The 19,186-nt window shown below is 71.6% G+C and carries 18 protein-coding genes; 13 read left to right on the top strand and 5 right to left on the bottom strand.

Going from position 1 to position 19,186, the window contains the following annotated elements:
• The first annotated feature begins 120 nt into the window (after nt 1–120).
• Nucleotides 121–1,071, top strand: coding sequence for a LysR family transcriptional regulator (locus tag BM070_RS04725; protein ID WP_092938000.1), 951 nt, complete (start codon nt 121–123; stop codon nt 1,069–1,071).
• A gap of 45 nt (nt 1,072–1,116) precedes the next feature.
• On the opposite strand, the gene BM070_RS04720 is transcribed toward BM070_RS04725, so the two are convergent.
• The gene (locus tag BM070_RS04720) at nt 1,117–2,037 is read right to left on the bottom strand and encodes an MBL fold metallo-hydrolase (protein WP_092937998.1); all 921 of its coding nucleotides are present in this window, start codon (nt 2,035–2,037) and stop codon (nt 1,117–1,119) included.
• Between the two features lie 110 nt (nt 2,038–2,147).
• On the opposite strand from BM070_RS04720, the gene BM070_RS04715 reads away from it, so the two are divergent.
• Genes BM070_RS04715 through BM070_RS04705 form a run of 3 tightly spaced genes read left to right on the top strand, consistent with a single transcriptional unit; the run spans nt 2,148 to nt 3,409 of the window.
• Nucleotides 2,148–2,507, top strand: coding sequence for an ArsR/SmtB family transcription factor (locus BM070_RS04715; RefSeq protein WP_092937996.1), 360 nt, complete (start codon nt 2,148–2,150; stop codon nt 2,505–2,507).
• Nucleotides 2,504–2,956 carry a YeeE/YedE family protein gene (locus tag BM070_RS04710; protein ID WP_092937994.1) on the top strand — a complete coding sequence of 151 codons (453 nt, stop codon included), beginning with the start codon at nt 2,504–2,506 and terminating at the stop codon, nt 2,954–2,956. Before BM070_RS04715 ends, BM070_RS04710 begins: the two co-directional genes overlap by 4 nt.
• A 3-nt stretch (nt 2,957–2,959) precedes the next feature.
• Nucleotides 2,960–3,409 carry a YeeE/YedE family protein gene (locus BM070_RS04705; protein ID WP_092937992.1) on the top strand — a complete coding sequence of 150 codons (450 nt, stop codon included), beginning with the start codon at nt 2,960–2,962 and terminating at the stop codon, nt 3,407–3,409.
• Between the two features lie 375 nt (nt 3,410–3,784).
• Here BM070_RS04705 and BM070_RS04700 read toward each other — a convergent pair whose 3' ends face one another.
• Entirely contained in the window at nt 3,785–4,111 is a 327-nt protein-coding gene (locus BM070_RS04700; protein ID WP_092937990.1) for a DUF4148 domain-containing protein, read from the bottom strand.
• A 294-nt stretch (nt 4,112–4,405) separates the two neighbouring features.
• On the opposite strand from BM070_RS04700, the gene BM070_RS04695 reads away from it, so the two are divergent.
• The 9 genes from BM070_RS04695 to BM070_RS04655 all read left to right on the top strand — a co-directional run bounded on the left by BM070_RS04695 (nt 4,406) and on the right by BM070_RS04655 (nt 16,204).
• A complete protein-coding gene (locus BM070_RS04695; protein ID WP_092937989.1) occupies nt 4,406–4,786 on the top strand; it encodes a hypothetical protein in 381 nt (126 codons plus the stop codon).
• Nucleotides 4,787–4,838: 52 nt separating this feature from the next.
• The gene (locus BM070_RS04690) at nt 4,839–6,173 is read left to right on the top strand and encodes a TolC family protein (protein WP_245785104.1); all 1,335 of its coding nucleotides are present in this window, start codon (nt 4,839–4,841) and stop codon (nt 6,171–6,173) included.
• Nucleotides 6,170–7,498 carry an efflux RND transporter periplasmic adaptor subunit gene (locus BM070_RS04685; protein WP_092937987.1) on the top strand — a complete coding sequence of 443 codons (1,329 nt, stop codon included), beginning with the start codon at nt 6,170–6,172 and terminating at the stop codon, nt 7,496–7,498. Before BM070_RS04690 ends, BM070_RS04685 begins: the two co-directional genes overlap by 4 nt.
• Nucleotides 7,499–7,509: 11 nt before the next feature.
• Nucleotides 7,510–10,692, top strand: a complete 3,183-nt coding sequence (locus tag BM070_RS04680; protein ID WP_092937985.1) for an efflux RND transporter permease subunit — start codon at nt 7,510–7,512, stop codon at nt 10,690–10,692.
• A gap of 2 nt (nt 10,693–10,694) precedes the next feature.
• On the top strand, nt 10,695–11,636 hold the full coding sequence (locus tag BM070_RS04675) for a cation diffusion facilitator family transporter (RefSeq protein ID WP_092937983.1): 942 nt from the start codon (nt 10,695–10,697) through the stop codon (nt 11,634–11,636).
• A gap of 45 nt (nt 11,637–11,681) precedes the next feature.
• Entirely contained in the window at nt 11,682–12,377 is a 696-nt protein-coding gene (locus BM070_RS04670) for a heavy metal response regulator transcription factor (RefSeq protein ID WP_092937981.1), read from the top strand.
• Nucleotides 12,374–13,783 carry a heavy metal sensor histidine kinase gene (locus BM070_RS04665; RefSeq protein WP_092937979.1) on the top strand — a complete coding sequence of 470 codons (1,410 nt, stop codon included), beginning with the start codon at nt 12,374–12,376 and terminating at the stop codon, nt 13,781–13,783. Before BM070_RS04670 ends, BM070_RS04665 begins: the two co-directional genes overlap by 4 nt.
• Nucleotides 13,784–13,836: 53 nt before the next feature.
• Complete coding sequence (locus tag BM070_RS04660) at nt 13,837–14,475, top strand: MBL fold metallo-hydrolase (protein ID WP_092937977.1); 639 nt, start codon at nt 13,837–13,839, stop codon at nt 14,473–14,475.
• A 211-nt stretch (nt 14,476–14,686) separates the two neighbouring features.
• Nucleotides 14,687–16,204 (top strand): SLC13 family permease, encoded by a 1,518-nt coding sequence (locus tag BM070_RS04655; RefSeq protein ID WP_092937975.1) that lies wholly within the window; start codon nt 14,687–14,689, stop codon nt 16,202–16,204.
• Nucleotides 16,205–16,229: 25 nt separating this feature from the next.
• On the opposite strand, the gene BM070_RS04650 is transcribed toward BM070_RS04655, so the two are convergent.
• The 3 genes from BM070_RS04650 to BM070_RS04640 form a co-directional block, all read right to left on the bottom strand.
• Nucleotides 16,230–17,117: a M48 family metallopeptidase gene (locus tag BM070_RS04650; RefSeq protein WP_092937973.1), complete on the bottom strand. Its 888-nt coding sequence runs from the start codon at nt 17,115–17,117 to the stop codon at nt 16,230–16,232.
• A gap of 73 nt (nt 17,118–17,190) precedes the next feature.
• Nucleotides 17,191–18,147: a DMT family transporter gene (locus tag BM070_RS04645; RefSeq protein WP_092938160.1), complete on the bottom strand. Its 957-nt coding sequence runs from the start codon at nt 18,145–18,147 to the stop codon at nt 17,191–17,193.
• A gap of 48 nt (nt 18,148–18,195) precedes the next feature.
• The gene (locus BM070_RS04640) at nt 18,196–19,056 is read right to left on the bottom strand and encodes a helix-turn-helix domain-containing protein (RefSeq protein WP_245785103.1); all 861 of its coding nucleotides are present in this window, start codon (nt 19,054–19,056) and stop codon (nt 18,196–18,198) included.
• Between the last annotated feature and the right edge of the window lie 130 nt (nt 19,057–19,186).

The raw sequence follows: 19,186 nt of genomic DNA, 5'->3' as shown, positions 1-19,186 counted from the left end.
TTTTCTCCATCGCGTCGCTCACCGACGCGATGGGAGAACTTTGAACCGCAGCCATCTATCTGACAAACGGATAATTTAGCTATAACCAAATTACCAAACAGGTAATCAACAAGGGCCGACATGCGACTCACCCTGCGTCAATTGCTGATCTTCACGGCGGTGGCCGATACCGGCAGCACCACGGCGGCGGGCGAGCGCGTGGCGCTCTCGCAGTCGGCCACCAGCGCCGCGCTGAACGAGCTGGAGGCGCTGCTGCAGGCGCAGCTCTTCGACCGCATCGGCAAGCGGCTGCTGCTCAACGACTGCGGCCGCGCCCTGCTGCCCCAGGCCCGGGCCCTGCTCGATGCCGCGCTGGCCATCGAAAGCCAGTTCGGCCTGGGCGGCCCGGGCGGCGCCCATGCGCCGCTGGCCACGCGGCTGCGCATCGGCGCCAGCACCACGATCGGCAACTACGTGCTGCCGGCGCTCGTGGCCGGCTACCTGAAGGCCTGGCCCGGCGCGGCGGTGGACGTGGTCATCGGCAACACGCGGGAGGTCGCCGAAGCGGTGGACCGGCTGGAGGTGGACATGGGCCTGATCGAGGGGCCCTGCCACGAGCCCGCGCTGCAGGTCGTTCCCTGGCTGGAGGACGAGCTGGTGGTGGTGGCCGCGCCGGCGCATCCGCTGGCGCAGGCCCATGGCCCGCAGGCGCGCGTGCCGCTCAAGGCCCTGCGGCAGGCGCGCTGGCTGCTGCGCGAGCCCGGCTCGGGCACGCGCGAAGCGGTGGAGCACGCCCTGCTGCCGCATCTGCACCATCTGCAGGGCGACCTGCAGCCCGGCAGCACCGAGGCCATCAAGCAGGCCGCGGCCGCCGGCCTGGGGCTGGCCTGCCTGCCCTGGTGCGCGGTGCAGGATCTGGTGACGCTGGGCCGCCTGGCGGTGCTGCACACCACGCTGCCCCGGCTCAAGCGCCGCTTCTACCTGGTCCACCATCGCCAGAAGCGCCTGTCGGACCCGCTGCAGCGCTTCGTCGCGCATTGCGAGCGGCTGGATGGCAGCGCGCTGGCGGCTCCGATGCCATCGGCCGGCTGAGCCCGGGCCGCTTGCGGCGGCGGCCACCCCCTGGAGGGCCTGCGCCTACAGCGCGTCGAGCGGGATCTTGAGGTAGCGCGTGCCGTTCGCCTCGGGCGGCGGCAGCTCGCCCGCGCGGATGTTGACCTGGATGGACGGCAGGATCAGCACCGGCATGTCCAGCGTGGCGTCGCGCCGCTCGCGCAGGGCGACGAACGCGGCCTCGTCGATGCCGTCGCGCAGGTGGATGTTGCGCTCGCGCTGCGCGGCCACGGTGGTTTCCCACTGCGGGGCGCGGCCCTCGGGCGGGTAGTCGTGGCACATGAAGAGGCGCGTGGCGGCGGGCAGGGCCAGCAGGCGGCGCACCGACGCATAGAGCGTGCGCGCGTCGCCACCGGGAAAGTCGCAGCGCGCGCTACCGACGTCGGGCATGAACAGCGTGTCGCCCACGAAAGCCATCTGCGCCGTGCCCGACGCGTCTTCCAGCACATAGGCCATGTCGGCCGGCGTGTGGCCGGGCACGTGCATCGCCCGCAGGCGCAGGGCGCCGACATGGAACCGCTCGTCGGGCTCGAACAGGTGGCCGAACTGCGCGCCGTCGGCACGGAACCCGGGCTCGGCCAGATGGAAGAGCCGGCCGAACACGCCCTGCACGGTGCGGATGGCCGAGCCGATGGCGATGGTGCCGCCCAGCTTGCCGTGCAGGTAGTGCGCGGCGGAGAGATGGTCGGCATGGGCATGGGTTTCGAGCAGCCACTGCACCTGCAGCCCCTGCGCCTGGATGAAGGCGATCACCTGGTCGGCCGACGCGGTGGCGGTGCGCCCGGACTTGGCGTCGTAGTCCAGCACCGGGTCGATCACCGCGCAGGCGCCGCCCGCGCCCTCGAACAGCACGTAGGTGACGGTCGAGGTGGCGGGATCGAAGAAGGCGTGCACCTGGGCGGCGGGCGATTCGGCCGTGGCGGCGGGGGTGGGGCTGTGGGTCATGACGGATCTCCTGGCCGATGGCAAGCGCATGGACGCGATAACGATATGCAAACAATGAATATATATTTCAATATAATGATCGCATGGAAAGCACCGCACCGCCACCCCCGATGACGACCCAGGCCCCGTCCACCGAGGCGCTGGAGCAGCTGCGCGCCTCGGCCGGCCGCGCCTGCGCCCTGCTCAAAGCCATGGCCAACGAAGACCGCCTGCTGCTGCTGTGCCAGCTGGCCGAGGCCGGCGCAGAGCGCAATGTGGGCGAGCTGCAGGCGCAGACCGGCGTCGTGCAGCCCACGCTGTCGCAGCAGCTGGGCGTGCTGCGCGACGAGGGGCTGGTGGCAACGCGGCGCGAAGGCAAGTTCGTCTATTACCGGCTGGCCAGCGCCGAGGTGCTGGCCGTCATGCAGGCGCTGCACGCGGCGTTCTGCGGCCCTGCGGCATCCCCCCACCCTGAGGAATTCGCACCATGACCATCGACTGGACACACTTCACCCCCTGGCGGTCGCTCGCCGGCGGCGTGCTCATCGGCCTGGCCGCCGTGCTCTTCATGGCCTTCAACGGGCGCATCGCCGGCATCAGCGGCGTGATGGGCGGCCTGCTGGGGCGCAGCGCGGCGGGCGACCGGCTCTGGCGCGGGCTCTTCATCGCCGGGCTGCTGCTGGCCGTGCCGCTCTGGCGCCTGGCCGGCGCGCTGCCGCCCGCCACCATCACCGTGGGCACGCCTGCGCTGATCGTGGCCGGGCTGCTGGTGGGGCTGGGCACGCGCTATGCCGCAGGCTGCACCAGCGGCCACGGCGTGTGCGGCCTCTCGCGCGGCTCGCCGCGGTCGCTGGCGGCCACCGCCGCCTTCATGGCGGCGGGCTTTCTGACGGTCTATGCCCTGCGGCACGTGCTCGCCATTCCTGGCTGGGGAGGCTGATCCATGAACACCAACGCATTCCTCCGCCTGGGCTTCGCCCTGCTGTCCGGCCTGATCTTCGGGCTGGGCCTGGTGCTGTCGGGCATGGCGGACCCGGCCAAGGTGCTGGGCTTTCTCGACGTGGCAGGCGCCTGGGACCCGTCGCTCGCTCTGGTGATGGGCGGCGCCATCGCCGTCACGGCCCCGGCCTTCGCCTTGCTGAGGCGGCGCAAGCGCAGCCTGCTGGACGCGCCGCTGCAATGGCCCACGCGCACCACGCTGGACCGCCGCCTGCTGCTGGGCAGCCTGGCCTTCGGCGCGGGCTGGGGCTTGGCGGGCTTCTGCCCGGGCCCGGCCCTGGTGGGCGCCGCGGCCGGCTACGAGGGCGCCTGGTGGTTCGTGGCGGCCATGGCGGCGGGCATGGGCCTCTTTTCGCTGCTGGAGCAGCAGCGACAGGCGCGGCGCGGGAGCTGAGCGAAGGCGCAAAGCCAAGCCGGCAGCCGCGCGCAGGCTGCGGCCGGGTCGGTCAATCCTTGCCGGGAGCCGGCGGCGGCACCGGGGCGGGTGGCACGTCCAATGCTGCGCCGGGATCCTCCTCGCCCGCCACCGAGTGTTCGGGCGACACCGGAACGGCCGGCGCGGAAGGAGCGCCATCGGGCGGCGGGCTTGCAGCAGCAGGGCTATGCATGGACAGATCCTCCGGTGGCCTGTGGGAACGGGAACGCGCAGCGGCCAGCGACGGCATGGCTGGCCGCCAGATTCATGCAATGCGCGGCGGCGCCGGTGTCGGACAACCGGCCGATGCCGCCGCGGGCGCCCGTTAGCCTGCCGTCTGGCGTGAGCGGGCGCTTATTCGGCCGTGCCTTGCTGCTGGGGCGCAGCGGATGCAGCGCGGCCCTGGCGCACGGCCTGCTGCTGCGCCGGCACGCGGGAAGGCTCGCCGCTTTCCGTCACTTGCCAGTTGCCGCCGTTGCGCAGGGCTTCGATGGCTTCGGCGCGGACCTGCTCGCGGGTCTTGGTGCTCTGGAAATGGTCGGGGTGGACCGTGACACCGACTTCGTTGTTGGCCGGATGCCAGTAGCCGTTGGCCGATGCTGCGCCCGACAGCGCGAGCAGCGACAAACCGATGGCGCCGAAGGCGATCTGCGGCAGGCGACGGGTGTTGTTGTTCTTCATTGGAAAGTCCTTTCGTTGGTGGTTTTCAGAATCTCCGGAGCCTGTGCCCCGGTAGATGCAGCCACTGTAGAAATCGAACCCCGACAGCAGGCGGACGCGAAAATGACAAGTCCGTCATGTACGATGCAACGCTCGGCCGATGCGCCAGATGACAAACTTGTAATCCTGGCCGGGCCGAAACGACGGCCTCCAACCCCTAAGATCCACGCCGGAAGAAGCGCCTCCCCCGGCCCCTTCGGCAAGACCCACATCGCTGCTTCCGTACCGCCGCCGCCTTTCCCCGATCCCGCACGAATGTTCCGCCGCCTCGTCATCGTCTTCATGCTGCTTCTGCTGCCGCTGCAGTGGGCTGCCGCACAGGCGCACGAGTCCGGCGCCTCCGTGGAGTCGGTGGCGGATGAAGAGGACGCAGCCCCGGCGCAGCCCGTGGCCGGCGTGCCGGCGGGTGGCCACACCCAAGAGCACGGCGGCGAGCCCTGCCTGTTCCACACGCTGGCGCAGGCCTCGGCGCTGGCCGGCCTGCATGAAGCGCCGCTGCCCGCAACGCCCGGCCGCTTCGACTGGATCGTTCCGCCGGACATGAACCATCACGGCACAGGTGCCGCCAACGATATCGATCGCCCCCGATGGCCCGGGCGCGCTCCATCGACGGCGGACCGCCCGGCGCGCACCTGAACTGCGCGCGCGCCCTGGGTCCGCCGAAGTCCTTTCCACTTCGGAGATCCAGGTGCTCGACCCACGACCTTTCCTCGGAAAGGCCGGCCCCTACCTGCTGGCCAGCCTTTCCATCGCCCTTACCACCCTTGCCACCGGACTTGCGCCGGTCCATGCGCAGACCGCCGCCACGCCTCCGCCACCTGCGGCCACAGCAGCAGTGCCCCTGACGCTGGCCGAAGCCATCGCGCTGGCGCTGGCGAAGAACACCGGCATCGCCATCGCGCAGCGCGAATTCGACGCAGCGGGCGGTGCCGCCTTGCAGGCGGGCCTGCGCCCCAACCCGGAGCTCTCGCTCCAGCAGGAGGACTTCCGCCGGGGCCGGCAGACCTCCACCCTGCAGATCACCCAGAAGCTGGAACTGGGCGGCAAGCGCGCCGCCCGCACGGCCGTGGCGGAACGGGTGCGCGAACAGGCCGCCGCCGACCTGGAGCAGGTCCGTGCCGACGTGCGCGCGCAGGTGGTGGTGGCCTTCCACGAAACGCTGGTGGCCGAGGAGCGGCTGCGCCTGGCCCGCTCGTCCCTGGAGCTTGCCAGTGGCGATGCCGAAGCCACCGGCAAGCGGGTGCAGGCCGGCAAGATCGCACCCATCGAGCAGACCCGCGCCCAGGTGGCGCGGGCCGCCGCCCAGGCCGAGGCTGCGCAGGCCGAGGGCCAGCTGCGCACCAGCCGCCAGAAGCTGTTCGCGCTCTGGGGCGATACGAGCCGCAGCGCGACTCCGTTGCTGGGCCGCCTGGACCTGCCCGCGGAAGGCCTGGCCGACGGGGCCGTGTCCGCGCGCCTGGCCGCGTCCCCGGTGCTGCGGCGCGCCCGGCTGGAACTCGACCGGGCCCGGGCCGCAGTGGAGCTGGAGCGTTCCCGGCGCATGGTGGATGTCGCCGTCTCCGTGGGCGCCAAGCGCAGCCAGGAGTCGGGCGTCACGGCCGCCGTAGTGGGCCTGAGCGTTCCGCTGCCGCTCTTCGACCGGAACCAGGGAAACATCGCCGAAGCGCTGAGCCGCGAGGACAAGGCGCGCGAAGAGCTGACCGCCGCCGAGCTGCGGCTGGACTCCGAGATCGCCCAGGTCCGCGAGCAGCTGCGTTCGGCCCGCGCCGAGGCCCTGACCCTGCAGCGCGATGCGGTGCCCGGCGCGCTGGAGGCCTACCGCGCCGCCGCCCAGGGCTTCCAGCTCGGCAAGTTCAGCTACCTGGAGGCGCTGGACGCGCAGCGCACCTGGGTCACCACCCAGGCGCAGTACCTGCGCGCCCTGCTCGACACCTACCGCGCTGCGGCAGAGCTCGAACGCCTGCTCAGCATCGCCGACGCGGCATCCCCGCTGCTCCCACCCAGCCAGCCCCAAACACCATGAAAAAGATCCTTGTTGACTCCGGCTCCGAACAGAAGAGCCGCCCCCGACACACCCTCGCCATCGTCGCCATCCTGCTGGTCGCGCTCATCGCGGGCTGGCTCATCCTGCGGCCGGCCAAGACCGGCGGCGCGGCCAACCAGCCCGCCGCCGCTGAAGCCAAGGCCCCCGCCGAAGACGGCCATGGCCACGGCAAGGAAGAGCAGGGCAAGGCAGACCACGACGAAGAGGGCCACGCCGAAGGACAGGCCGGCGAAGCGGCCCACGGCCACGGCAAGGAAGAAGATGCCGGCCACGAAGGCGGCAAGATCGCCTTCACCGACGAGCAACTGCGCACCTCCGGCGTGGTGGTAGAGACCAGCGGCCCGGGCGAGATCGAGACCCGCGCGCAGCTGCCGGGCGAGATCCGCTTCAACGAGGACCGCACCGCGCACGTCGTGCCGCGGGTAGCGGGCGTGGTGGAAAGCGTGCATGCGGACCTGGGCCAGCCGGTGAAGAAGGGCCAGGTGCTGGCCGTGATCTCCAGCGTGGCGCTGTCCGAGCAGCGCAGCGAGCTGATGGCCGCGCAGAAGCGCCTGGCGCTGGCGAAGACCACGGCCGACCGCGAGCGCCGGCTGTTCGAGGACAAGATCTCCGCCCAGCAGGACTTCCTGCAGGCGGAGCAGGCCCAGCGCGAGGCCGAGATCGCCGTGGCGAACGCCAGCCAGAAGCTCAAGGCGCTGGGCGCGACCCCGGCTGCGGGCAGCCTGGCGCGCTACGAGCTGCGGGCGCCGTTCGACGGCATGGTGGTCGAAAAGCACATCGCGCTCGGCGAGTCGGTGAAGGAGGACGCCAACGTCTTCACGCTGTCGGACCTGAGCACGGTCTGGGCGCAGATCAACGTCACGGCCACCAACCTGGCGCTGGTGAGGGTGGGCGAATCGGCGCTCATCAAGGCCACCGGCTTCCAGCGCGAGGCCACGGGCAAGGTGTCGTACGTGGGCTCGCTCATCGGCGAGCAGACCCGCGCCGCGACGGCGCGCGTGACCCTGCCGAACCCCGAGATGGCTTGGCGCCCCGGGCTGTTCGTCACGGTGGAGCTGGTCGCTGACAAGGCGCAGGCACCCGTCACCGTCACGGCCGACGCCATCCAGACGGTGGAGAACCAGCCGACCGTCTATGTGAAGGTGCCGGGGGGCTTCGAGCCACGCGCCGTGAAGACCGGCCGCGCCGGCCCGCAGCGCGTCGAGATCCTGGAAGGCCTGGCGGCCGGTACGGACTACGCGGCCAAGGGCAGCTTCGCCGTGAAGGCGCAGCAGGGCAAGGGCTCTTCGGGCCACGAACACTGAGGCTGCACGGCATGTTCGAACGCATCATCCATTTCTCCATCGCCCACCGCTGGCTCGTGATGCTCGCCGTCGCGGGCATGGCGGCCCTGGGCCTCTACAACTACCAGCGCCTGCCCATCGATGCGGTGCCGGACATCACCAACGTCCAGGTGCAGATCAACACGGCGGCCCCGGGCTATTCGCCGCTGGAGACCGAGCAGCGCATCACCTACCCCATCGAGACGGTGATGGCCGGCCTGCCGGGCCTGCAGCAGACCCGGTCGCTGTCGCGCTACGGGCTGTCCCAGGTCACGGTGATCTTCGAGGACGGCACGGACCTCTACTTCGCGCGCCAGCTGGTGAACGAACGCATCCAGGCCGCGCGCGAGCAGCTGCCCGAGGGCGCGAGCCCCGTGGCCGGGCCGATCTCCACGGGCCTGGGCGAGATCTATCTCTGGACCGTGGAGGCCGAGGACGGCGCGCGCCGGCCGGACGGCCGGGAATACACGCCCACCGACCTGCGCGAGATCCAGGACTGGATCATCAAGCCCCAGCTGCGCAACGTGAAGGGCGTGACCGAGATCAACAGCATCGGCGGCTTCGCGAAGGAATACCAGGTCGCGCCCCGGCCGGAAAAGCTCTATGCCTACGGCTTGACGCTGGCCGACGTGGTGGCCGCGCTGGAGCGCAACAACGAGAACGTCGGCGCCGGCTACATCGAGCGCCGCGGCGAGCAGTACCTGATCCGCGCGCCCGGCCAGGTGCGCACGATGGAGGACATCGGCAACATCGTGGTCAGCCAGGCGGCCGGCGTGCCCATCCGGGTGCGCGACATCGGCGAGGTGGTGCTGGGCCGCGAACTGCGCACGGGCGCGGCCACGGACAACGGCAAGGAGGTAGTGCTCGGCACCGTCTTCATGCTGATCGGCGAGAACAGCCGCACGGTGTCGCAGGCGGTGGACCGCAAGATGCTGGAGATCAACCGCACCCTGCCGGCCGGGGTGAAGGCGGTCACGGTCTACGACCGCACGGTGCTGGTGGACAAGGCCATCGCGACCGTGAAGAAGAACCTGCTCGAAGGCGCGGTGCTGGTGATCGCGGTGCTCTTCGCCTTCCTGGGCAACATCCGCGCGGCGCTGATCACCGCCATGGTCATTCCGCTGGCCATGCTCTTCACCTTCACCGGCATGGTGTCGCAGAAGGTCAGCGCCAACCTGATGAGCCTGGGGGCGCTGGACTTCGGCATCATCGTGGACGGCGCGGTGGTGATCGTGGAGAACTGCATCCGCCGGCTGGCCCATGCGCAGCATGCGGCGGGGCGCGCGCTCAGCCTGCGGGAGCGCTTCGACGAGGTGTTCGAGGCGGCCCGCGAGGCGCGGCGCCCGCTGGTCTTCGGCCAGCTGATCATCATGGTGGTGTACCTGCCGATCTTCGCCCTGACCGGGGTCGAGGGGAAGATGTTCCACCCCATGGCCTTCACCGTGGTGATCGCACTGCTGGGCGCCATGCTGCTGTCGGTGACCTTCGTGCCGGCCGCGGTCGCGCTCTTCATCGGCCGCCACGTCGCGGAGAAGGAGAACCGCCTGATGTCCTGGCTGCGCCAGCGCTACGAGCCGCTGCTGGAGCGCGTGCTGGACGCCAAGGCGGTGATGCTGACGGCGGCCCTGGTCGCGGTGGTACTGTCCGGCCTCATGGCGACGCGGCTGGGCACGGAGTTCGCGCCCAGCCTGAGCGAGGGCGACCTCGCCATCCAGGCCATCCGCATTCCGGGCACCAGCCTGAGCGAATCGGTGGCCATGCAGCAGAAGATCGAAGCCGCCATCAAGGCGAAGTTCCCCGAGGTCAAGCGCGTCTTCGCACGGACCGGCACCGCGGAGATCGCCTCCGACCCCATGCCGCCCAACATCTCCGACGGCTACATCATGCTCAACCCCGAGAGCGAATGGCCCGCGCCGCGCAAGACGCCGGCCGAGCTGCTGGACGCCATCCAGGACGAGGTCGAGAAGATCGCGGGCAACAGCTACGAGTTCTCGCAGCCGATCCAGCTGCGCTTCAACGAGCTGATCTCCGGCATCCGCAGCGACGTGGCGGTCAAGATCTTCGGCGACGACATGGATCAGCTGAACCAGGCGGCCACCCGCGCGGCGGCGGTGCTGCAAAAGCTGGAGGGCGCCTCGGAGGTCAAGGTCGAGCAGACCACCGGCCTGCCGGTGCTGACCGTGTCCATCGACCGCTCCAAGGCCGCGCGCTACGGCCTCAATATCGCCGACGTGCAGGGCACCCTGGCCACGGCGGTCGGCGGCCGGCGCGCCGGCACGCTGTTCGAGGGCGACCGGCGCTTCGACATCCTGGTCCGGCTGCCCGAAGACGTGCGCACCGACCTGGACGCGATCCGCCGCCTGCCCATCGCCCTGCCCCGGAACGGCAACGGCGCGGCGACCGCGTTCATCCCGCTGAGCGAAGTCGCCTCGCTGGACATCGCGCCTGGCCCCAACCAGGTCAGCCGCGAGAACGGCAAGCGCCGCATCGTCGTCAGCGCGAACGTGCGCGGGCGGGACCTGGGCTCCTTCGTCGCCGAGGCGCAGTCGGCCATCCGGCAGGTGGCGCTGCCGGCCGGCTACTGGGTGGAATGGGGCGGGCAGTTCGAGAACCTGCAGTCCGCCGCGGACCGGCTGAAGATCGTCGTGCCGGTGTCACTCGGCCTGGTGTTCGTGCTGCTGTTCGCCATGTTCGGCAACGTGAAAGACGGTCTGCTGGTGTTCACCGGCATTCCCTTCGCGCTGACGGGCGGCGTGCTGGCGCTGTGGCTGCGCGGCATTCCGCTGTCCATCTCGGCGGGCATCGGCTTCATCGCGCTGTCGGGCGTGGCCGTGCTCAACGGCCTGGTGATGCTGAGCTTCATCCGGCAGTTGCGCGAAGAGGAAGGCATGCCGCTGGCCCAGGCCGTGCGCCACGGCGCCGTGCAGCGCCTGCGCCCGGTGCTGATGACCGCCATGGTGGCGTCGCTGGGCTTCATCCCCATGGCCCTGGCGACGGGCACGGGCTCGGAGGTGCAGCGCCCGCTGGCGACGGTGGTGATCGGCGGCATCCTGTCGTCCACCATCCTCACGCTGCTGGTGCTGCCGCTGCTCTACAGCCTGGCCCACCGCCGGGACGAAGCGCAGCCGGCCGATCCGGCCAGCGAGCTGCCGGCCCCGGCGGCCGGGGGGCACTGAGCATGTCGGCCGGACACGACCATGGCGCCAACGCCCATGAAGGCGCGCTGAAGAAGGCCCTGCTGCTCACCGCGGGCTTTCTGCTGGTGGAGGTGGCGGGCGGCCTCTGGAGCGGCAGCCTGGCGCTGCTGTCGGATGCCGCGCACATGTTCACCGACGCGGTGGCGCTGGGCATCGCGCTGCTGGCGATCCGCCTGGGCCGGCGCGCGGCCGACGACGCGCGCACCTTCGGCTACGCCCGCTTCGAGATCCTGGCGGCCGCGTTCAATGCCCTGCTGCTCTTCGGCGTCGCGGGCTATGTGCTGTACGAGGCCTACCGGCGCTTCTCGTCGCCGCCCGAGGTGCAGTCGCTGGCCATGCTGGCGGTCGCCACGGCGGGCCTGGCCATCAACTTCATCAGCATGCGCCTGCTGGCGGGCGGGCGGGAGCAGAGCCTGAACGTCAAGGGCGCCTACCTGGAAGTCTGGGCCGACCTGCTCGGGTCGGTGGGCGTCATCGCCGGCGCCATCGTCATCTACTTCACCGGCTGGACCTGGGTGGACACGGCGGTGGCCGTGGCCATCGGGCTCTGGGTGCTGCCGCGCACCTGGACCTTGCTCAGCGAGAGCGTGAACGTGCTGCTGGAAGGCGTTCCGCGCGAGGTGGACATCCAGGCGGTCAGCCGCCTGCTGCAAGGCTATCCGGGCGTGCTCGACGTGCACGACCTGCACGTCTGGAGCGTCTCGAACGGCAAGACCAGCCTGACGGCCCATGTGGTCTACGATCCCCGGATCGACCCGCAGCAGGCCCTGCGGGACCTGCGCGCGCGGCTGGCGAACGAGTGCTCCATCCATCATTCGACCATCCAGATGGAGACGCAGGCCTGCGAACGCGGCAGTGGCGCCCCACATTTCGGCCCGGCCTCCACTGCGGACGGCCAGCCGCAGGAGCCGAACCATGGCTGACGGCGCCACCCCGGGCCGCAGCCCATCGCATCACGGGAGCCCCCCATGAAACTGCTGCTGGTGGAAGACGAGCCCAAGCTGTCCGAGTACCTGAAGAAAGGCCTGGGCGAGGAAGGCTTCGTGGTGGACGCCGCGCTGAACGGCGTCGACGGGCTGCACATGGCGTCGGTGAACGACTACGACCTGATCATCCTGGACGGCAACCTGCCCGGCATCGACGGCCTGGCCGTGCTCGCCGCCCTGCGCCAGACCCGGCAGGTCCGGCAGACCCCGGTGCTGATGCTCACGGCGCGCGTGCAGGTGGAGGACCGGGTCCGGGGGCTGCAGGGCGGCGCCGACGACTACGTGCTCAAGCCGTTCGCCTTTTCCGAGCTGGTGGCACGCATCCACGTCCTGCTGCGGCGGTCGCAGGGCGGCGGCAACGGCGGCGAGGCCACCGTGCTGCGGCTGGGCGACCTGGAGCTGGACCTGATCCGGCGCCGCGCCATGCGCGAGGGGCAGCGCCTGGACCTCACGGCCAAGGAATTCAACCTGCTGAGCCTGCTGCTGCGCCGCCAGGGCGAAGTGCTGTCGCGCACCGAGCTGGCGGCCCAGGTGTGGGACATGAACTTCGACAGCGATACCAACGTGGTCGAAGTCGCCGTGCGCCGGCTGCGCAGCAAGCTGGACCAGCCGTTCGCGCGGCCGCTGCTGCACACGGTGCGCGGCATGGGCTACGTGCTGGAGCGCCGGACGCCATGAAGGCCGGCTGGCTGTCGCCGCACAGCCTGCGCGGCCGGCTGTCGCGCGGGCTGGCCCTGCAGGCCGCGCTGGGTCTGGGCGCCGTCTGCGCCGCGGTCTACATCGTCATCGCGTGGACGCTGTCGCTCCGGCAGGACGAAGTGCTGGCGCAGAAGCAGGCCGCCATCCAGCATGTGCTGCGGGAAGGGCGCAGCGCGCACGACGCACGGTTCGCTCAGCACCTGCTGGCCGACCTGCTCGCCGGGCATGGCGAGCTGAGCTTGCGCGTTATGGACGGCGAGGGCCGGTCCCTCTATGAAGACCCGGGCAGGCCAACGCCGGCCGGCACTGCCGCCGCCGCCGCGAAGCGCCTGGATTTCGACATCGCGCGGCCCGAATTTCCCGGCGGCCGCGCGCAGGCCACGCTGGCCCTCGACACCGCGAGCGACGACGCACTGCTGGCCCGGCTGGGCTGGACCCTGGCGCTGGCTGCGCTGCTGGGCACGGGCGCCATTGCGGCCGGCGGGGTCTGGCTGGTGGGACGGGGCCTGGCGCCGCTCGGCCAGCTGGTGGACCAGACGCGGCAGGTGAGCGCGCTGCGCCTGGACCGCCGGCTGGACGGCAGCGGGCAGGCCCAGGAGCTGCAGCCGCTCATCGCCCAGTTCAACGCGTTGCTGGACGGGCTGGCCGGGGCCTACGGGCAGATGGAATCCTTCAACGCCGACGTGGCCCACGAACTGAATACGCCCCTGGCCACGCTCATCAGCAGCTGCGAGCTGGCCCTGCGGCGCCCGCGCGGCCGGGAGGAGCTGTGCGAGGTGCTCGCCTCCAACCTGGAAGAGCTGCACCGCATGGCCGGCATCGTCGGCGACATGCTGTTCCTGTCGAATGCCGAGCGCGGCGTACCCGCACGCAGCACGCACCAGGACAGCCTGGCCCGGCTGGCGCAGGAGGTCATCGAATTCCACGAGGCGGCGCTGTTCGAGGCCGGCCTGGCCGCCGAGGTGCAGGGCGACGCGCAGGCCTGCGTGGATGCGCCGCTGCTGCGGCGCGCCCTGTCCAACCTGCTGGGCAATGCGACGCGCTACGGCCTCGCGGGATCGGCCGTCGCCGTGCAGATCACGCCGCGCCCGGATGGCGGCATCGAACTGGCGGTGCAGAACCGGGGCCCGGCCATCGGCGCCGAGCATCTGCCGCGGCTCTTCGACCGCTTCTACCGCGCCGACCCGGCCCGGGCCGACGCGGACCGCAACCACGGGCTGGGGCTGTCCATCGTGGCCGGCATCGCGCGCATGCACGGCGGCAGCGCCTTCGCGGAATCCGACTCGGGCCTCACCCGCGTGGGATTGCGACTGCCGGAATGCGCGATGGAAGGGACCATGGCATCTCCATCGGAGGCTGCCGCAGCCGGGCCGCGCGGCCCATGAACGGAGCGGGCCTTTCCCACCGTCGCGCCCGCTTTGCGCGCCACAATCCGGCCATGCTCCACTACCACACCCTTCCCGTCACCGCCTTCCAGCAGAACTGCTCGCTGCTGTGGTGCGACGCCACCCGCGAGGCAGCGCTGATCGACCCGGGCGGCGACCTGGACCGCCTGCTGGCCGCCGTGGCCGAGCGCGGTCTCCAGCTCACCCAGATCTGGCTCACGCATGCCCACATCGACCACGCGGGCGGCGCGGGCGAGCTGGCCGACGAGCACGGCCTGCCCATCACCGGCCCGCACCCGGGCGACCAGTTCTGGATCGACGGGCTGCCGCAGCAGAGCGCGATGTTCGGCTTTCCGCCCGCGCGCGCATTCACGCCCACGCGCTGGCTGCACGACGGCGACACGGTGCAGATCGGCGAGGAGACGCTGCACGTGCGCCACTGTCCCGGCCACACGCCCGGCCACGTGGTGTTCCACGCGCCGCAGATCGAACGCTGCTTCGTGGGCGACGTGCTGTTCGCCGGCAGCATCGGCCGCACGGACTTTCCGCAGGGCAACCACCAGCAGCTCATCGACAGCATCGTGCAGCGCCTCTGGCCCATGGGCGACGCCACGGTGTTCATCCCCGGCCACGGGCCGGAAAGCAGCTTCGGGCGCGAGCGGCGCAGCAACCCCTACGTGGGCGGGACCTGACGCAGCGCCTGGGCCACGGGCCGGCAGGGCTCGTGGGGCCTGCGGGGCCCGTGGAGCGGCCATCGACGCGGCCTTGATGGCGATCAACCCGTGACGGCGGCGGCGCGGGCATGCTCACGCACAGGCCCGATGGCGCCGCGCACCCGGTGGTTCTCTTTCCGGTCCATGGCGGCAGGCCACGGCCTCCACCCGTGAAAGAACCGCCTTCGCCATGACCACCCCGACCGTCCCCCTGCCCACCCCGGCCGCGCCCATCGGCTCGCAGCCCGAACCCGATTCGCGCCGCAAGCTCGGCTACCTGCTGCTGGCCCTGGGCCTCTATGCCCTGGTGCTGGCCCTGCCCGCGCCGGCGGGCCTCTCTCCTTCGGGCCAGGTCGCCCTGGGGCTGCTCGTGCTGGTCGTCACGCTGTGGATCAGCGAATGCGTCTCGCCCGCCAACAGCGCGGTGCTGCTCACCGGCATGGCGGTGGTGGGCCTGATGGGCAAGCCGCTCACGCCGGGCGCCAAGCCCATGGCTTCGTCCGATGCGCTCACGGTGATGCTGGGCGGCTTCTCATCCACGGCCGTGCTGCTGGTGGCCGCAGCGCTGTTCCTGGCCGTGGCGCTCAAGCACACGGGGCTGGACCGCCGCGTGGCCCTGCTGGTGATGAGCCGGGTCGGCATCTCGCCCGCGCGGCTCACCCTCGGCGCTATGCTGGTGGGCTTCGTGCTCGCGCTGTTCATCCCTTCCGCCACGGCACGCGTGGGCGCGGTGATCCCGATCATGGTGGGCATCACCGCCGCGCTCGGCCTGCCGGTGGGCAGCAGCCTGGGCGCCGCGCTGATGATCGTCACCGCGCAGGCCTGCTCGATCTTCAACATCGCGGTGAAGACCGGCGCCGCACAGAACCTCATCAGCCTGAACTTCATGCAAGGGGCCTTCGGGCACGGCGTGACCTGGGGGCAGTGGTTCCTGGCCGCCCTGCCCTTCACCGTGGGCATGTCCGTGGTGCTGTTCTTCACCTCGCTCTGGCTGCTGCGCCCGCAGGTGCCGGATTCCGCCAGCGCCGCGGGCAGCCTGCGCGACCAGCTGCGCGCCCTCGGGCCCGTGAGCGGCCCGGAAAAGCGCCTGATCGCCGTGGCGCTGCTGCTGCTCGTGCTCTGGTCCACCGAAGGCACGCTGCACCCGTTCGACACGACCACCACCACGCAGCTGGGCATCGCGCTGCTGCTCATGCCGCGCATCGGCGTGATGCACTGGGCGCAGGCCGAAAAGCTCGTGCCCTGGGGCACGGTGGTGCTGTTCGCCGCCTCGATCTCGCTGGGCACGCTGCTGCAGCGCACGGGCGCTGCCGGCTGGTTGGCCCAGCAGACGCTGGGGCAACTGGGCCTGGCCGGACTGCCGGTGGTGGCGGTGATCGGCGCGCTGGCCGTCTTCAGCATCGTGCTGCACCTGGGCTTCGCCTCGGCCACGGGGCTGGCGAGCACGCTCATCCCGATCTTCATCGCCTTCACGCAGACGCTGCCGGTGTCGAAGGAAACGGCCTTCGGCATCGTCTTCGTGCAGAGCTTCGTGGTGTCGTTCGGCTTCATCCTGCCGACGAACGCGCCGCAGAACATGCTGTGCTACGGCACGGGCGCCTTCGGCACGCTGCAGTTCGCCAAGGTCGGGCTGGTGGTGACGCTGGCCGGCCTGGCGCTGATCCTGCTGCTGTCGGTGACGCTGTGGCCGTGGATGGGCGTGCTCTGACGCCGCTGCGGCGCCACGCGCCAGGTCAACCGCGCCGGGCCGCCTGGTAGAGCCCTTCGACGCGCGGCACGTTGGCCTCCAGCTGGCGGATGCGGTCGGGCCCGCTCGGGTGGGTGGAGAGAAAGGCCAGGCCGCCCTGGCTCTTGGTCGCCTCGCCCATCTTGCGCCACAGGCTCACCGAGGCGTCGGGGTCGAAGCCGCCGCGCGCGGCGAGTTCCAGGCCCACGAGGTCGGCCTCGGTCTCGTCGCTGCGGCTGAACTTGAGCGACAGCAGCTGCGTGCCCAGGTTGGCGGCCACGTTGCCCAGGTCGCCCAGGCCCAGCAGCTGCGCGCCCAGCGACAGGCCCATGCTGGTGGCCTGCGTCTTGGCCAGCCGGGCGCGGGCGTGCTCGCGCAGCGCGTGGGCCATTTCGTGGCCCATGACCATGGCGGCCTCGTCGTCGGTGAGCTTGAGCTGGTCGAGGATGCCGGTGTAGAAGGCGATCTTGCCGCCCGGCATGCAGAAGGCGTTGATCTGCTTGCTGCCGATCAGGTTGACCTCCCAGCGCCATTCGCCGGCGCGGCGGTTCCACTGCGGGCTGAAGGGAATCAGCCGCCGCGAGATGCCGCGCAGCTTCTGCAGCTGCGGATGGCCGTCGGGCGCGAGCGCGCGCTTGGCGCGGGCCTGCTCCAGCAGCTGGCCGTATTGCTGCGTGGCGGCCTGCTCCAGCCCCTCGGCCGGCACCAGCTGGCGCATGGCCGAGGCCGAGCCCACGTCCACCTGCGCCAGCGCGGGCCCGGCGAACGCCGCGCCCGCCGCCAGCAGGAAGCCGCGCCGCGCATTCCACGCACCGTGGCCCTGGCGCAGGGCGCACAGGCGGCAGCCGGATGCGGGATGGGAGTCAGGGGCGGTGATGCGGGAGTCTGCTTGCATGGCGCGAGAGTTTAGGAAGAACTCGGCCCGCGGGATGTAAGAACGTGTCTACGATCTCAGCAACTTTCTCCTGTCAGGAACGCGCCACGCGCAGCTCGGCCCACACCACCAGCAGCAGGCCCGAGAGCACCGCCACCAGCCCGCCCACCGACAGCAGCGTGGCCGGCTCGCCCACCACCACGACGGCCAGCACGAAGGCGGTGACGGGCTCGGCCAGCGCCAGGGTGACGCCGGTGGCGCCCGAGATATGGCGCAGCGCGCTGGTGAAGAGCAGATAGGCCAGGCCCGTGGCCACCAGCCCCAGGTAGGCCACGGTGGCCCAGGTGCCGGCCGTGAGCGCGGGCGTGCCGGCCACGCCCCAGGCCACGGGCACCGACAGCACGGCCGCCGTGCCGAAGACGGCCAGGTTGACCGTGGGCGCCGGCGCGTGCTGCACCAGCGGCTTGTTGAGCAGCGTGTAGGCCGAATAGCCCAGCCCCGCCAGCAGGCACAGCGCGATGCCCAGCGCCTGCGCGCCTCCCCGGCTGCCGCTGCCGGCGCCGCCATCCAGCGCCATCGCCACGCCGCCGGCCACGCCCAGCAGCGTGCCCGCCCACCACACGGGCGCGGGCATGCGGCGCTGCAGCACGGTCTGCAGCAGCCCCGCCCAGATGGGCCCGCTGCCGATGGCCAGCGCCGTGCCCAGCGCCACGCCGCTGATCTTGATGCCCGCGAAGAAGCTCAGGTTATAGACGGCCACGCAGGCGCCGGCCAGCAGCACCTGGGGCCAGGCCAGCCGGCCACGCGGGCCGCCGCGCCGTCGCAGCACGCCCGCCAGCACGGCGAAGAAGGCCGTCGCCACGGCCAGCCGCAGCGCGCCCACCCAGTAGGGCGAGAGGCCCGCGGGGGCCAGGCTCTGCACCGTGCCGGTGGTGCCCCAGAGCATGGCGGCCAGCAGCACCATGCCGATGCCGCGCGCGCCGTGGCGGGCAGCGGCCGGGAAAGCGGGGGAGGAAGAAGAAGAGGAAGGGGCAGAAGAGACTTCGGACATGGCGCCCGAGCGTGCCACGGCCAGAGGCCGGGCACTATCGCGCAACCATCAAGGTGCGTGGCTGCCGCCGCTGCCTTCGCCGCCTGCGGGCCGCTCGGCCCCGCGCAGTGCACGCAGCTCCCGCAGCTCGCGCGCGCTGGTGCCGCGCTCGCGCCGCAGGGCCGCCGCCAGGGCCGGGCCGGTGGCGTAGCCGCAGGCCAGGGCCACGCGCTCCAGCGGCTGGCCGGCGGCCAGCTGCCGCTCCGCCGCATCCAGCCGCACGCCGCGCAGCCAGGCCTGCGGGGTGGCGCCGCAGAGTTCGCTCCAGCGGGTGTGAAAGCGCGGCACGCTCATGTGGCAGAGCGCCGCCATGCGGGCGGTGGGCCAGTCCTCGTGCAGGGCGCGGCGCACGGCCTGCTCCAGGCGCGCGGGCGCCAGGTCGCGCCGGGCCAGCAGGCGCGGCGCCTGCAGCAGGCCGGCCAGCTGCTGCGGCAGGCCGGCACCGCCTTGCGCCGCCGCCTGTGCGGGCCAGGCCTGCGCCACGCCGTCAGGCCAGTGCGCGCGGGCGGCGCCCCGCGCGGTATCGCCTTGCACGCCGGCATCGGTCCAGCGGGCGGCGGCGGCGTCGATCCAGCTGCGCGCCTGGGGCGGCACGGCGAAGCGGCGCACCCGCTCGGTGCCCGCGCCCTCGGGCAGGTCGAACACGCAAAAGCGCGCGCCCGGCAGCGCGGAAAAGCCATGCCGCACGCCGGCCGGCACGACGATGCCGCTGGCCCGGTCCACCCATAGGGCGCGGCCCGCGACTTCGAGTTCCATGCGGCCCGCAAGCGCATAGACGACCTGGGCATGCGCGTGGGCATGCACGGCGTATTCGCCGCTGTAGGCGCGCACGGAGCAGGCGGCAGGGCTGGCGGAGGATAAGAGCGTCACGGCGCCATGGTAGCGAAGGGCATGTAGGACTACCGCTCAACCTGCGCGGCCCCCGGAAAGCACCGCGGGCGCGGCGCAGGCAACTCGGGCACAATCAAATGTCAAGTTTTGTATCGGGCCGCCCGGCCGC

Source organism: Paracidovorax wautersii (assembly GCF_900113035.1).
Classification (GTDB): Bacteria; Pseudomonadota; Gammaproteobacteria; order Burkholderiales; family Burkholderiaceae_C; genus Paracidovorax; species Paracidovorax wautersii.
This window is presented reverse-complemented; position numbering and strand designations above follow the sequence as displayed.